Source organism: Actinopolymorpha alba DSM 45243, from assembly GCF_000373925.1.
In the GTDB taxonomy this organism is placed as follows: Bacteria; Actinomycetota; Actinomycetes; order Propionibacteriales; family Actinopolymorphaceae; genus Actinopolymorpha; species Actinopolymorpha alba.
This window is the reverse complement of record NZ_KB892757.1, coordinates 111,019-126,217: the sequence shown is the minus strand read 5'-3', so window position 1 is coordinate 126,217 and position 15,199 is coordinate 111,019. Positions and strand designations below refer to the sequence as shown.

General features: G+C 66.8%; 11 protein-coding genes. 8 read left to right on the top strand and 3 right to left on the bottom strand.

Annotated elements, in window-relative coordinates; all coding sequences use genetic code 11:
• Positions 1-163: 163 nt before the first annotated feature.
• On the bottom strand, positions 164-1,888 hold the full coding sequence (locus B141_RS0118170) for a GH39 family glycosyl hydrolase (RefSeq protein ID WP_020576609.1): 1,725 nt from the start codon (positions 1,886-1,888) through the stop codon (positions 164-166).
• Positions 1,889-2,004: 116 nt separating this feature from the next.
• On the opposite strand from B141_RS0118170, the gene B141_RS0118165 reads away from it, so the two are divergent.
• Entirely contained in the window at positions 2,005-3,723 is a 1,719-nt protein-coding gene (locus B141_RS0118165; protein WP_020576608.1) for an IlvD/Edd family dehydratase, read from the top strand.
• Positions 3,724-3,768: 45 nt separating this feature from the next.
• Here the strand turns inward: B141_RS0118165 and B141_RS41370 are convergent, their stop codons facing one another.
• Entirely contained in the window at positions 3,769-4,959 is a 1,191-nt protein-coding gene (locus tag B141_RS41370) for a mandelate racemase/muconate lactonizing enzyme family protein (RefSeq protein ID WP_020576607.1), read from the bottom strand.
• A gap of 206 nt (positions 4,960-5,165) precedes the next feature.
• Here B141_RS41370 and B141_RS0118155 point away from each other — a divergent pair, with 206 nt between their 5' ends.
• The 7 genes from B141_RS0118155 (at position 5,166) to B141_RS0118125 (ending at position 14,161) form a co-directional block, all read left to right on the top strand.
• Positions 5,166-5,801 carry a TetR/AcrR family transcriptional regulator gene (locus tag B141_RS0118155; RefSeq protein WP_020576606.1) on the top strand — a complete coding sequence of 212 codons (636 nt, stop codon included), beginning with the start codon at positions 5,166-5,168 and terminating at the stop codon, positions 5,799-5,801.
• A gap of 160 nt (positions 5,802-5,961) precedes the next feature.
• The gene (locus B141_RS0118150) at positions 5,962-7,536 is read left to right on the top strand and encodes an MDR family MFS transporter (protein WP_020576605.1); all 1,575 of its coding nucleotides are present in this window, start codon (positions 5,962-5,964) and stop codon (positions 7,534-7,536) included.
• A 920-nt stretch (positions 7,537-8,456) separates the two neighbouring features.
• A complete protein-coding gene (locus B141_RS0118145; protein WP_020576604.1) occupies positions 8,457-10,112 on the top strand; it encodes an ABC transporter substrate-binding protein in 1,656 nt (551 codons plus the stop codon).
• A gap of 7 nt (positions 10,113-10,119) precedes the next feature.
• Positions 10,120-11,169, top strand: a complete 1,050-nt coding sequence (locus tag B141_RS0118140; RefSeq protein WP_020576603.1) for an ABC transporter ATP-binding protein — start codon at positions 10,120-10,122, stop codon at positions 11,167-11,169.
• Complete coding sequence (locus B141_RS0118135) at positions 11,166-12,194, top strand: ABC transporter ATP-binding protein (protein WP_020576602.1); 1,029 nt, start codon at positions 11,166-11,168, stop codon at positions 12,192-12,194. The genes B141_RS0118140 and B141_RS0118135 overlap by 4 nt, the downstream gene beginning before the upstream one ends.
• Positions 12,191-13,159, top strand: coding sequence for an ABC transporter permease (locus tag B141_RS0118130; protein ID WP_020576601.1), 969 nt, complete (start codon positions 12,191-12,193; stop codon positions 13,157-13,159). Before B141_RS0118135 ends, B141_RS0118130 begins: the two co-directional genes overlap by 4 nt.
• A 42-nt stretch (positions 13,160-13,201) precedes the next feature.
• Positions 13,202-14,161, top strand: a complete 960-nt coding sequence (locus tag B141_RS0118125) for an ABC transporter permease (RefSeq protein WP_020576600.1) — start codon at positions 13,202-13,204, stop codon at positions 14,159-14,161.
• Positions 14,162-14,175: 14 nt separating this feature from the next.
• Here B141_RS0118125 and B141_RS0118120 read toward each other — a convergent pair whose 3' ends face one another.
• Positions 14,176-15,156 carry a hypothetical protein gene (locus tag B141_RS0118120; protein WP_020576599.1) on the bottom strand — a complete coding sequence of 327 codons (981 nt, stop codon included), beginning with the start codon at positions 15,154-15,156 and terminating at the stop codon, positions 14,176-14,178.
• Positions 15,157-15,199 lie beyond the last annotated feature (43 nt).

Genomic DNA, 15,199 nt, shown 5'->3' with positions numbered 1-15,199 from the left:
TCGGCCGCCGGCAGCGGCGAGCTACCGGAACCGGGACCGTTGATCAACTTCGCCGGGAGCCCGCGGGCCGTGATCGTGAAGGATTTTCGTCGCTATTTGACCAAAATCCTTCACGATCCTTGAAGGCGCCGCCTCAGGTCTCACGGACCCGACGGCTTACGGCTCACCCGCCGGCGCGTGGCGTCAGCACCAGCAGCGACACCGCTGGCAGCGGCAGATCCACGGCGAGTTCGACCGCGCCGTCGACCACTCCGACCACTCGATCGGCCTCGTAGCGCTCGAGCCCTTCGCGTTCATGGATCGCCCGCAGCTGTTCCGGGGTGGGCTCCTGGGGCGCGCCCAGGTCCTGCCACACGGTGTGTGCGTTGCTGTGTTGGCGGTCGATCCGCCAGTGGGTGAGGTCGTACGCCGCCACGTCCGGCGGCAGGTTCGCCGCGCGCACCGTCACCTGGGCGGCCGCCGGATCAACCGAGTACTGATCATCTGCGTGCCGCCACACGAGGACGCACAGACGACCGTCGTCAGCCCGGGTGGCCAACGCGTCCACCTCCTCCGGCATCCCGCTGGCGGCGCCGTCGAGGTCGACCAACCGCCAGGCCGCACCGGACTCCACCGCCAGCCGCTCCCCGCCCAGCTGGGCGAACATCCGGTAGGCGTTGAGCACCGGCTTGTCGATGCCGCCGGTGGTGACAAGACTGCGGGTCCCTTCGAAGTAGCGCTCGCCCTCGAAGTAAAAACTCCACGTCGTCGCCAGGTCGACCTTGGCGGTCGAGACCAGGTTGAGGTCGAGCAGCTTCTTCATCAGCTTGGCCTGAAAGACCGGGTAGTACTCCGTGTTGCGGTAGGCGAAGTTGGCGTTGTCGTAGATCCCCCAGTGCGCCGGCACCGAGGCGTCACATTCGTCAACCAGGCAAGGGAGTCCGGCGAACGCCGGAAACTCCGCGACCACGTCCAGCAGCCGGCGTACCTCCCGCAGCATCTTCAGCGTGGACGGCGACTGCCGCTCCGGAGCCGGCGCACCCAGCGGGCCATAGACCCGCCAGGGTTCGAACGACGCTCCCTTGGTGTGGAACGACACGAAGTCCAGCGGCGCTCCTGACTCGGCGCAGTGCGCGAGGAAGCCGCGTAGAAAGGAAGCGCCGCCCGCTCCCCCGGTCACCGCCGGCCCCCCGACAGACGCCTCGGGCAGCGCCGCGCGCACCGCCCGGCTGGTCACGTCATAGAGGGCGTAGAACCCCTCCGGGGTGCCCCGCCAGTAGAAGATGTCGGGCTCGTTCCACAGCTCCCAGTGCCACCCCGCCACCTCGGCGGCACCGTAGCGGTCCACGCAGTGCTCGACGAGCGCCGAAACCAGGCCGCCCCACTTCTCGTAGTCCTTGGGTGGATAGGACCACCAGCCCGCCTCGTATCCGCTGTAGGCGGTCGGGCTGTTCGCGAACGGAAACTCCTCCTTCGCGTGCTCGGGCACCAGGGCCAGCGGGGTGAACGCCAACTCCACCAGCGGTTTGTGACCGGCCCCGACGATCGCGTCATAGACCTGGTCAGCGATCGTGAAATCATAGAACGGCTTACCGTCGGCGTCCTCGTGATAGACGTTCCCGGTGCCCCAGTGCGGGATCCCGAAACCGGTACCACTGCAGAAGACGTAATGCGGCCGGACGTGATAGGCCCGATCTCCGAATCTCCCGATCTTTGTCAACGTCTGCTTGCCGGTCGGCGTGTAAGTCCAGTTGATCTCGTCGTATCCGAAGCTGGTCCACAACCGCTTCAGCGGTCCGAGCGTGGTGGCGCCGTCGACCTGAACGACCGCGGACTCGATGTGACGGGGGCTCTCCTCAGGCAGTGCGTGCGGCGGGTAGGTACGACGCTGGTCGGTCTCGTGGGTCATCGATCAACCTTTCCGGAACCGGCTCCCGGGGCCAGGTAGCCTCGTCGTGGCATGAAGGACGTCAGGATTGACTGCTGATGTGAGTCTCGCCTAGCAGCTGCTGGGAAGGAGCGAGCGTGACTGGCCAGCTTCGACGCGGTGAGGGTTTCTTCCGGGAGTCGGGCGTCGCGGGATTCACCCATCGCGCGTTCACGAAGTCAATGGGTCTGGATGATGACGACCTGCGCCGCCCCCTCATCGGCATCTGTAACACCTTCAGCGAACTCAACAACTGCCACCGGCACTTCCGGGAGCTGTGCGAGGCGGTGAAGCGGGGAGTCCTGCAGGCCGGTGGGACACCCCTGGAGTTTCCGACGATCTCGCTCGGTGAGATCTTCCTCTCCCCCACCTCGATGCTGCACCGCAACCTGGCCGCGATGGACACCGAGGAGATGATCCGCAGTCAGCCCCTCGACGGTGTGGTCCTGCTGGCTTCGTGTGACAAGACCACACCCGCCGCGCTGATGGGTGCCGCGAGCGCGGACCTGCCGGCGATCCTCGTGAGTGGCGGGCCCATGCTCAACGGCAACTTCCGCGGCGAGACGCTCGGCGCCTGCACAGACTGCCGCCGGCTCACCGCAGAGCACCGCGCGGGCACCCTCGACGACGCCACCTACCAGGCGATCGAGGACGGCATCGTCCGCAGCGCTGGCCACTGCATGGTGATGGGTACCGCGTCGACCATGAACTCCCTCACCGAAGCGCTGGGGGTGGCTCTCCCAGGCAACGGTGCCATCCCGGCCGTCGACTCCCGGCGGATGCGCCTGGCGCAGGCTGCCGGGCGCCGGATCGTCGCCATGGTGAGCGAAGGGCTGCGGCCGTCGCGGATTCTCACCCGTGCGGCGTTCGAGAACGCGATCGTCCTTCTCAGCGCGCTGGGCGGAAGCACGAACGCCGTCGTCCACCTTCCGGCCATCGCCGGCCGGTGCGGCGTCGAACTCCCCCTCGAACTCTTTGACGAGATCAGCGCGCGCACCCCGCTGCTGGCCAACCTGCGCCCCGTGGGCGCCTACCAGATGGAGGAACTCTTCTATGCCGGCGGCATACCGAGCGTCCTTCGTGAGCTCCTCCCGCTCCTGCACGGCGACCAGCTGACCGTCACCGGCCGGACGTTGGCCGAAAACGTCGCCACCGCCGAACCCGCTGACGGGCAGGTGATCCGTCCGCTCTCCGATCCGCTGCAGGACCACGGCGGCCTCGCGATCCTGCGGGGCAACCTGGCCCCCGATGGTGCCGTCATCAAACACGCCGCGGCGAGTCCGGAGCTACTGCGGCACCGTGGCCGCGCCCTCGTCTTCACCGACCTTCACGACCTACGGCGCCGGATCGACGATCTCGAGCTGGATGTCCGTGTCGACGACATCCTTGTCCTCCAGAACGCCGGCCCGCTCGGCGGACCCGGCATGCCCGAGGTCGGCAACTTCCCGATCCCACGCCGACTCCTCCAGCAGGGTGTACGTGACATGGTGCGGATCTCTGACGCCCGGATGAGCGGAACGGCGTACGGCACCATCGTGCTCCACGTGGCTCCCGAAAGCGCCGCCGGCGGGCCGCTCGCGTTCGTTCGTACCGGTGACGAGATCGAGCTCGACGTGGAGCGGCGCCGCCTGCAACTCTGCGTTGACGACGCCGAGCTGGCGCGCCGGCGGGCGGCGTGGCGGCCTCCGGCGCCGGCCTATGCACGGGGCTATGGCCGGTTGTTCCTTGACCACGTCCAGCAGGCTCCCCTTGGCTGCGACTTCGACTTCCTCCGGGGACGCGACCCCGTGCGGCTCGACGACCAGGCGAAGTTCTGAGAGCTGGTTCAGGAACATGCCCTGGGTTAGAGGTCGCGCGACCTCTTAGCCGACCGGAAGTTTGCGGCCCTGGCGTTCCTCCTCCGTGAACGGCACTTCGTACAGCCCGGCACCCGGCCGGCGACCCCACGGAAAACGGGAGGCCTTGCCGGAAACCCTGTCCACGGCCAGGTGTTCGACCGCCGCCTCGTCGAAGGTGACCCCCAGGCCTGGTTGGTCACCGAGGATGATCCAGCCGTCCTCGATCCGCTGATCCTTGGTGACGAGCCGGTCTGTGCCGGCGGCGACAATCTCCTGGGCCAGGTGGTTGGGTAGTGCCGCCGCCAGGTGGACCATGAAGTCCGCCGCGGAGTTCATCATGGCGACCGGCAACTCGAACGCGTTCGCGAGCTCGGCCACCTGGAGCGCCCCGGTGATCCCGGAGGTGTAAATACCTACCTGCACGATATCGACGGCCTCGTTGGCGACCAGAGGCATGAACTCCCTTACGTCGTTGAGGTTCTCGCCCGTCGCCACCGCTGCGGTGACGCTCTCGGAAACCTTCCGCAGTCCCCGGTAGTCCCAGCGCCGGGCCGGCTCCTCACACCACAGCAGGTCGAAATGGCGCTCGATCTCGCGAATTCGTCGGATGGCCTGCTTGGGTGCCCAGTACTCGTTCGAGTCGATGGCCACCTCCGCACGACCACCGGCCGAACTCAGGGCGTCCCGCATGATTTCCAGCCGGCGCAGGTCAGCTTCCGGGTCGATGCCCACCTTGAGCTTGCCGATGGTGATGCCCTGCGCCGCCATGCGTTCGTAATAGGCGCGGAGTTCGTCGTCGGACAGCGGCAGGTCGATGCCGCTCGCGTACGCCCTGACGCGTGGGGTGACGGCTCCAAGCGTCCGCCACAACGGCTCGCCGTTGGCCTTTGCCTTCAGGTCCCATAGGGCCATATCGAGGTGGCACATCGCCTCCTTCGCGGGACCTTCGTTGCCGCGCTTGAAATTCTTGCTGACCATCCGCTGCCAAAGACCTTTGACACCAGCCGGATTCTCACCCTCGATGAGACCGGAGAGCCAGTGCACGGCCTCCTGCGCACCCGGGTTGCCGAGGCTGATTCCGGTAAGCCCTTCATCGGTGTCGACCTGTACGACGAGTTGCCCTATCCGGTTTCGGCCAGTCGGATCATTAGCGTCACCGAGCGGTCTGTCGAGGTCGAATTCGTAGAGCTTGGTCCGCACCCCGGTCACCTTCATCAGATCACCTTTCTACGCATCGAACAGCAGAGACATGAATCGCCGTAAAGGGAGTTCAGGTATATGCGGAATTCGCGATCAGAATCGACACTAAGGTCGCCCGACAAAGGCGTCAACGAGAGCACGAGGCCGGTCTCCGAACGTGGCGAACGTTACACGATCTGCAATGTTGCAGACCCTGCAACCTTGCGCGTACGCTTGCGAGCGTGGTCACCCCAGCCGACGGCGCGGCGAGCAGTCGCCGAGACCGCAAGAAGCGCCAGACGCGGGACGCACTCAGCCGAGCGGCCGTACGCCTCGCCGCCGAACACGGAGCCGAGCATGTCACGGTCGACGCCATCAGCGAGGCCGCCGACGTCTCGACACGTACGTTCTTCAACTACTTCGCCAGCAAGGACGAGGCGATCACTGGACACGATCCCACGATCGGCGCGGAGTTCCGCGAACGCGTCGTCACCGCGCCCGCCGATCTGCCACCTCTGGAGGCGATCCGGCGCGCTCTCGATGGTGTGATCGCCCACGTTGAGGACGACCGGGAGCAGTGGATCCTGCGGATGACTGTGATCGAACGCAGCCCCTCACTCCTACCCCGCCTACTCTCCGCGAGTGCCGCCGACGAGTGTGCGCTCGCGCACGTGATCGCTGACCGCACCGGCACGAGCGTCGAGACCGACAGCTATCCCTCCGTGGTCGCGGCGGTCACCGGCGCGGTGGCGCGCGTCGCCGTCACCCACTGGGCGACGAGTGACCGACCGAAGCCGTTGCACACGACCGTCGACGAGGTGTTCGACATGCTCTCCGTCGGCCTCGTGGCACCTACCCGGCCACGCCGGAGGCGCTGAAAGCAGACCCTCGATCCTTGTCCCGCCGCGACCTGGCGGCGGCCATCTCTGTCCGGATCTGCTCCGCAGACATCTGACCATCAGCCGATTTCAGCCGGCCGCCGACGCGTGCCGGATAGCCAAACAGAACGAACAGCAGAACTAACCAAGGGGGAAACCCGTGACCGCCACCGCGTCGCCGGCGGAAGCCACCACCACGACGATGACCCACCGCGAGGTGATGCAGGCGCTGTCGGGCCTGATGATGGGCATCTTCGTCTCCATCCTCGCCTCGACAGTCGTCTCCAACGCACTCCCCCGGATCATCGCCGACCTGGGTGCGAACCAATCCGTCTACACCTGGGTCGTCACGACAGAACTCCTCGCGATGACCGCCACTGTGCCGCTGTGGGGCAAGCTGTCCGACCTCTACAGCAAGAAGCTCCTCGTCCAGCTGTCCCTGGTGTTCTTCGCGGTCGGGTCGCTCGTCGCCGGCCTCAGCCCCAATGTCGAGGTCCTGCTCGCCAGCCGGGTGGTGCAGGGCATCGGCGCCGGTGGTCTCACCGCCCTCGCCCAGGTCGTGATGGCCGCGATGATCTCGCCGCGCGAGCTCGGGCGGTACGCCGGAATGTTCGGTGCGGTGTTCGCCGTCGCCACCGTCGCCGGCCCTCTTGTCGGGGGCGTGATGGTCGACACCGACTGGCTCGGCTGGCGCTGGTGCTTCTTCCTCGGCGTACCCTTCACCGTCGTCGCCATCGCGATGCTCCAGCGCACGCTGCATCTACCGCTCATCAAGCGTGAGGTGAAGGTCGACTACCTGGGCGCCTTCCTCATCATGGCTGGGGTCTCGACCATCCTCGTGTGGTCGACGCTGGCCGGCCAGCGGTTCGCGTGGGCGTCGGGATGGACCGCCGGGCTCGTCTCCGCAGGCCTCGTCCTGCTCGTGCTCGCGGTGCTGGTCGAACGCCGTACGCCGGAGCCGGTCGTTCCGCTCGACATCTTCCGCAACCGCACCGTCACCCTCGCCACCGTCGCCAGCCTCCTCGTCGGTGTCGCGATGTTCGGCGGGACCGTGTTCCTCTCGCAGTACTTCCAGATCGCTCTCGGCAAGTCGCCCACCGTGGCCGGACTCATGAGCCTGCCGATGATCGCCGGACTGCTGGTGTCGTCCACGGTTGCCGGTCAGCTCATCACCAAGTGGGGGCGCTGGAAGGGATTCCTGGTCGCCGGCGCCATCATCATGCCGGTCAGCTTCGTCCTCCTCTCCACCATCGACACGAGCACCAACGCGGTCACGCTGGGTCTGTTCATGGCCCTGCTGGGCGTCGGCGTCGGCATGCTGATGCAGAACCTCGTCCTCGCCGCCCAGAACGACGTTCCCGCGCACGAGCTCGGTGCCGCGACGTCGGTGATCTCGTTCTTCCGCAGCATGGGTGGTGCGGTCGGCGTGAGCGCCCTGGGCGCCGTTCTCGCCAACCGGGTGGGCACGATCATGGCTGACAAGCTCGGTCCGGCCGCGCAGGGTTCGGGCGGGGACGCGGTTCCCGACATCTCGACCCTGCCCGAACCCATCCTCCGGATCGTCCAGGACGCCTACGCCACCGCGACGTCGGAGATCTTCCTCATCGTCACGCCGATCGCCGTTCTCGCGCTGATCGCGGTGCTCTTCATCAAGGAGAAGCCACTCCACACCACCTCAGGAAGTGAGCGGCTCGCCCAGGAGGAGCAGGCGAACGCCGGTATGCCCGCACACTGAGCACCCGCGGGCCCCGTCGCCCGCTCGTCCCGCTCACCCCGCCGCCGCCCGCTCCCCGAGTGGGCGGCGGCGGGGTGCCGGGCGTGCGAGGCAGTGGAGCACTTCCGGTACTCCCCGCACCGAAAAAGCTCCACTGCCTCGTTCCAACTCCCGCCTCACCCGTGACGCTCATCCGAAACTCGCAAGACACCCCGTCGCGGCGTCATTTCGGGAAGATTGTGAAGACTTTCGGGTCTCATAGCACCCCAAAGTCTTCACAATCTGAGATGGCCTGCCCATGACGGGGCTTCCACCAACCCCACGCGGCTCCAGGCTGGTTGATCAGATGGGTGATCGCCGACGCTCGAAGTAAGCCGCAAAGTTTGATCAACGGTCCCCGGTTCCGGCGTTCACCGCCGCTGATGTCCGAGTCACACACCGTTGATCAACTCGACTCCGATCACACCAGAAGAACCGCGCCCCGGACGAGAGGCGCAGCGGCGGATTGGGGTGTACCAGGGCATCCTCCGGCAGATCGCCGAAAACCAACAATGTGGCCCACGATCGCCAAGACTGAAGATTATTAATCGTCACCTTTGGTAAAACAGGGCAAATTCTCACACTCAAGTACGACCCCAATTTCGCCAATGGCACCCTCCGGCCTTACCGTAATGGCGACCATCGGTTCGGCAATAGCCTGACCGCCCACTTTTTGATGAGCTACGGGCTGATCACCTGCGGGCGGTAATGGGCCATGCAGTTTGAGGAGGTGACCGGGCCGTATGTCCATTTCGTCGAACGCCCGGCGTCGAGGCTGGCGTTGGGTCTCCGCGACTGGATTGTGCGCTGTCGCCCTGATCGCCACTGCCTGTACAGGAACAGTACCGCCCGCGCAGTCAGGGTCGAATTCGGGCCAGCCCGCCAAGGGCGGAACGCTCAACATGCTCGGCTCCGGCGACGTCGACTACATGGACCCGAACATCAGCTATTACTCGATCGGCTACCTGGGCCTGCGGATGTGGAGCCGGCAGCTCTTCACCTATCCAGCCGACGCGAGTAAGGCCACCTCGGCGGTTCCGGACCTGGCGAAGGACATCCCCACCCAGGCGAACGGCGGCGTGAGCGCCGACGGCAAGACGTACACGATCACGATCCGGCAGGGCGCGAAATGGAACAGCTCGCCGGCCCGGCAGGTAACCGCCGAGGACCTGATCCGGGGACTCAAGCGCACCTGCAACCCCGTCCAGCCTTTTGGTGGCACGCCCGACTTCGCTGACCTGATTGTCGGCTATTCGACGTTCTGCTCTGGATTCGCGAAAGTTCCTCCGAACGCGAAGGCCATCGCCGACTACGTCAACACGCACAAGATCTCCGGCGTGCAGGCGAAGAACGACACCACGGTGGTCTTCAAGCTGGCCCACCCCGCGACGTACTTCGTCGACATGCTGACCCTGCCGGCGTTCTCTCCCGCTCCGGTGGAATCCCTGAAATACCTTCCGGCAAGCCTCGAACTGGCACGGAACAGCCTTTCCGACGGGCCTTACCAGATCAAGAGCTACACGCCCACCAAGAAGATCGTGTTCGATCGCAACAAGGCGTGGGACCCCGCCTCCGACCCCGTTCGCAAGGCGTACGTCGACCAGGTGGTGGTCGACCAGACCGTGAGCCAGGAATCCGCCCAGCAACAGCTCGAGACGGGTTCCCCCTCGGCCGACATGGAGTGGGACAACTTCCCGCCCCCGTCGCGGCTGCCGGCGCTGATCGCCCGGAAGGACCCGAACCTCAACCTCGGCATCACCGGTTCGTCAAACCCGTACATCGTCTTCAACACGGTGTCGACCACAAACCGCGGCGCGCTGACCAAACCGGGCGTTCGGCAGGCCCTGATGTACGCCCTCAACCGCGCGCACATCATCCAGGCACTCGGTGGCCCGAAGATCAACGAACCGCTCACGCACGTGCTCCCGTCGAACATCCTGGGGAGCAAGAACATCGACCCCTACCCCACCAACCCCGCGAAGGCCAAGCAGCTGCTGAAGGCGGCGGGTTACCCCAACGGCCTGACCCTGAAACTGCTGTACCGCAACGCGTCCGAGGGCAACCGCAAGACGTTCGCGACGGTGCAGCAGGACCTCAAGGCCGCCGGTATCAACGTCCAGAGCGTGGCGGTGCCAAACGCCGACTTCTACACGAAGTACCTCCAGGTGCCGAGTGTCGCCAAGCGCGGCGTGTGGGACCTCGCGCTGGCCGGCTGGGCGCCTGACTGGTACGGCAACGCCGCCCTGTCGTACTTCGCGCCGTTGTTCTCCGGCGCACCGTCGTTCCCGCCGGCTGGAAGCAACTTCGGCTTCTACAACAGTCCGACGACCAACAAGCTGATCCAGCAGGCGTCCACGGCGACGACGACGGCGGGTGCCGAGAGCGCGTGGGCCAAGGCGGACCAGCAGGTGATGAAGGACGCGGCGTTCTATCCGATCACCAACCCCAAGCAGCCCAACTACCACGCCGCGCAGGTACGCAACGCCGTCTACATCCCGGCGATCCAGAACTTCGACCCGACGAACGTCTGGCTGCAACCGGGCAAGCAGGGCGGCTGAGGTGGCGGTGGCGGCAGCTGACTCCTCGCCCCCGCTGCTCGCGGTCGAGGACCTGCGGGTGTCGTTCCGGACGCACGACGGCGTGGTCCGGGCGGTGCGCGGGGTTTCCTTCGACCTCGCGAAGGGCAAGACGCTCGCCATCGTCGGCGAGTCCGGCTCTGGCAAGAGCGTGTCGACGCAGGCGATCGTGGGCCTGGTCCGCGGCGCCGAGGTCAGTGGCCGGGCGACCTTCGCCGGCAAGGACCTGTTGACGATGAACGCCGAGGAGCTCCGCCGCATCCGGGGTGCCCGGATCGGCATGATCTTCCAGGACTCCCTGTCGAGCCTGCATCCGTACTACCGGATCGGCTGGCAGATCGTGGAGATGATCCGCGCCCACGACGGCTCGGTGAGCCGTGCCGAGGGCCGGGACCGGGCTGTCGACCTGCTCCGGCGGGTCGGCATCCCGCATGCCGAACGCCGGGTCGACGACTACCCGCATCAGTTCTCTGGCGGGATGCGGCAGCGCGCCCTGATCGCGATGGCCATGGCGTTGGGTCCGGAGCTGCTCATCGCCGACGAGCCCACCACGGCGCTGGATGTCACTGTGCAGGCGCAGGTGCTGCAGGTGATGGCGGACCTGCAGCGGGAGTTCGGGACCGCGATCATCCTCATCACCCACGACCTCGGCGTGGTCGCGGAGGTGGCCGACGAGGTGGTCGTGATGTACGCCGGCACGGTCATGGAGCGGTCCGGGCGGCGGGAGCTGTTCTACCGCTTCCATCACCCTTACACCGAAGGGCTGCTGGGCTCGCTGCCCTCCGAGCAGGACGTACGCCGGCGGCTGCGGCCGATCCCCGGCAGCCCTCCGAGCCTGATCCGGTTACCGAAGGGCTGCCCGTTCCATCCGCGCTGCCCGTACGCCTTCGAGCGCTGTCGTACGGACGTGCCGCCCCTGCGTCCGGTCTACGGCGACGAGGCCCACCTGTCCGCGTGTTGGCTGCCGACCGACCCGGCGGGGCGGGAGGGCGCGCGCGCCGATGCCGGCGTTACGGCGGAGGCGAGGGGATCCCGGTGACCGACGTCCTGCTCGAGCTCGACGATGTCCGCAAGTGGTTTCCGCTCGCCTCCGACCGCCTCTTCCGCAGAGAACGCGAACACGTGAAGGCGGTCGACGGTGTGAGCCTGCGGGTCCGCGCGGGCGAGACCCTCGGGCTCGTGGGCGAGACCGGCTCCGGTAAGTCCACGCTCGCCCGTTGTATGACCCGCCTCCACGACGTCACTTCTGGGCGGGTGATCTTCGACGGGGTCGACATCACGCAGATGTCGCAGCGGGACCTGAGGCCGGTGCGGCGGGAGATCCAGATGATCTTCCAGGACCCGTACGGATCGCTCAACCCCCGCCGCCGGGTCGGCTCGATCATCGGTGATCCGTACGCGATCCACGGCGTCGGCGAGGGCACTGATCGCAAGCGCCGCGTCCAGGAACTGATGGAACTCGTGGGGCTCAATCCCGAGCACTACAACCGGTTTCCAGCGGAGTTCTCCGGTGGGCAGCGGCAGCGGATCGGCGTCGCCCGGGCGCTCGCCCTGCGTCCCAGGCTCATCGTCTGTGACGAGCCGGTCTCGGCGCTGGACGTGTCGATCCAGGCGCAGATCATCAACCTGCTCGCCGATCTGCAGGCGGAGTTCAACCTCACGTACGTCTTCATCGCGCACGACCTCTCGGTGGTGCGCCACGTGAGCGACCGGGTGGCGGTGATGTACCTCGGCAAGATCGCCGAGGTCGCTGACGTCGAGTCCCTGCACGCGACGCCGCGCCATCCCTACACGGCGGCGTTGCTGTCGGCGATTCCCATCCCCGATCCCGAACTCTCCGACCGGCGGGAACGCATCATCCTGCGCGGCGAGGTGCCCTCACCGATCAACCCGCCAGCCGGCTGCAGGTTCCACCCCCGCTGCCCCAAGGCGCAGGACCGCTGCGCCGGCGAGGAGCCGGCGCTCGTCTCCCGGAACGGCGACGAAGAGGATCACCGCGCCGCGTGCCACTTCCCAGTCCAGCCGGGCGAGCGCCTGTCCGCTGCGAACGGAGAACGACCGTGAGGTGGGGGCGGGCCCGAACGGGCGAAGCCCGTGAGGGGCTGGATCCACACAGCAGCGAGCTCGAGACCGAGCAGCCGGTTCGTTCGATCGAGGGGCGCGGGCCCTGGCTGCTGGCGTGGGAACGGCTGCGTCGTGACCGGGTGGCGATCGGGTCCTTCGTTGTTATCGTGTTGATCTTCCTGGCCGCGATCTTCGCGCCGGTGTTCACGCTGCTCACCGGGCACGGCGTCGACACGCAGTACCGCACCACCGGCCTCACACCTGATGGCCTTCCGATGCCACCGAGCGCGGAGTTCTGGCTCGGCACCGACGACCTCGGCCGCGACATCCTCGTACGGATCGCCTACGGCGCCCGGATCTCGTTACTCGTCGGCGTGGTCGCCACCCTCATCACCGTCGCGATCGGCATCCTCGTGGGGCTCGCGGCCGGGTACTTCGGCGGGATCGTCGACACGGTGCTCGCTCGCCTGGTCGACGTCGTCCTGTCGTTTCCCTTCCTGCTCTTCGCGATCGCGCTGGTGTCGATCACCGGGCCGAGCCTTGCCGTCGCGATCATCGCGATCAGTGCGTTCAGTTGGGCCGCGGTAGCCCGGATCGTCCGGGGACAGGTGCTGTCCATACGGGAGCGGGAATTCGTCGAGGCTGCCAGGTCGCTCGGAGCGAGCGACTGGCGGATCATGTTCGTCGACGTACTCCCGAACGTCATGGCGCCGGTCATCGTCTACACGACCCTGCTGATCCCGACGGTCATCGTCATCGAGGCCACGCTGTCGTTTCTCGGCCTCGGCGTACCCCCACCGACGCCCACCTGGGGCGGCATGCTGAACGACGCGATCAGCTACTACCAGGTCGCGTGGTGGTTCATCGTCTTTCCTGGCGCCGCGTTGGTGATCACCACGCTGGCCTTCAACCTCCTGGGCGACGGAGTCCGGGACGCCTTCGATCCCGGCTCGGATCGCCGGTAGTCGGATGCACTCGCGCACGCTGAAGAAACGCAGGGACTGAGAATGGCGCGCTTCCTGATCCGCCGGGTCTTCCTCGGAGCGATCGTTCTGCTCCTCATCACGATGATGGTGTTCGCGATCTTCTTCGTCGCGCCCAACGACGTCGCCCGGACCCTGGCCGGCCGCCAGGCGACCCCGGAAACCATCGCGCTGATCCAACAGCGGTTGGGTCTCGACCAGCCGGTGTGGAAGCAGTACCTGACCTTCCTGTGGAACGCACTGCACGGAAATCTCGGGTACGACTACTACCATCAGGTTCCGGTCACGACGATCATCACGCAGGCGTTGCCGGCGACGGTCTCGCTCGCGGTCGGTGCGGCCGTCATCTGGATGCTCCTCGGCGTCCTGAACGGCGTCGTTTCTGCCGTGCACCCCCGCTCGGTCGCCGACCGGGCCCTCACCGGCTTCGCGTTGTTCTTCTACTCGATGCCGACCTTCCTGCTCGGCCTGTTACTGCTGTTCTTCCTCTACTTCCAGCTGTCCCTCGCCGGGTTTCCCGTCTTTCCGGCCGGCGGATACATCCCGCTGACGGAGAATCCGGTGGAGTGGTTCCGGCATCTCATCCTGCCGTGGCTCACCCTCGCGCTGGTTCTCGCGGCGACGTACACCCGGCTCACCCGCGGCTCCATGCTCGACGTGCTCGGCGAGGACTACATCCGGACCGCCCGCGCCAAGGGCCTCACCGAACGCCGGGTGGTCTACCGGCACGGGCTGCGGAGCGCACTCACACCGGTGGTCACGCAGTTCGGTATCGACCTCGGCCAACTGGTCGGCGGCGTTGTCGTGACCGAGACGGTGTTCAGTATCGACGGGTTGGGCAAGACCGCGGTCGACGCGATCAACCAGCAGGACCTGCCCGTCATCATCGGCATCGTGATCTTCGCCGCCACCGCGGTGATCATCGCCAACCTCCTCGTGGACCTCGCCTACGCCGTCCTCGACCCGCGCGTCCGCCCGCACTGAGCTGCCCGGGAAGGTCACGCAGGAAGGAGGAACGCGTTGGAGTAGGCGCTGTTGTGGATGGTGACCGGATTACCCACGAGGCTCGCCACCACGACGCCGACCTTCAGCGACCGGCCGCACGTCCCGCTCTGGTTGACCCCGACCTTCGTGAGTGTCAGGTTGACCTTGACATGGTGCAGGTTCGAGGTGATCGTCTGCGTGGCCATCGTTTCCCGCCGGGGCGCGCACGCGACTTCGTTCACATCCACCGGCGTCGCTCGCAGGCTCAGGCGTACCATCGCGTTCCCGCCGGGGAACGCGCCGTACTCACGGCTCAGCTGCACATCGGCACCCACGTTGGCGTACGTCGCACTCGACGGCAACGGCACGGTCTTCTGTAAGACGTTCGCGATCGGCCGGGCCACCACGCACTGCGGCACGGTCGGATCCGGCACCGTTCCCACACACCTGTTGACGGGGTCGGTCCACTGGGTGGCGCCAGGGTTCGCCGCGACCATCGACAACACCGTCAGCCGTGGATCAAGGATCAGCTTGGCGACGGCGGGATCGAGGGACGTGGCGGCTCGTCCCCGCAGCTCGCAGGTGAAGGTGCCCGTGGCGGGCGGCACCATCAGCCAGCGCCCCGTCTCGCTTTCCACGCCGTACGCCTGGCCGTCGTGGTTCCGGTCCGTCGTCGGGGATCCGCCGGCGCCGGGACAGATGGTGCGCATCTCCATCAGCGGTCCGCGGGGAACGTTGCTGCGGGCCGCAAGTCGAGCTTGCAGGTACATCGGCTGCCCCGCCGCGACCCGCACCGGTGGAAGGCGCAGGACCGTGAAGAACTGCCCGCCATTCGCCGCGGGGAGCTCCGACACCAGAAGGGTGTTGGTCGAGATGGCTTCCTGGCTGGCGGGAACGCCCAATGCGGCGACCGCACGACCGGGTGGGCCGGACAGAGGCACGAGCATCGGCACCACGACGACAGCCAGTGCGAGGAACGCACCGGGTACGGACAAGGCGACCTCCCGGTGTCGGTCAGTTTTTCTGCCTGCCAGTCAT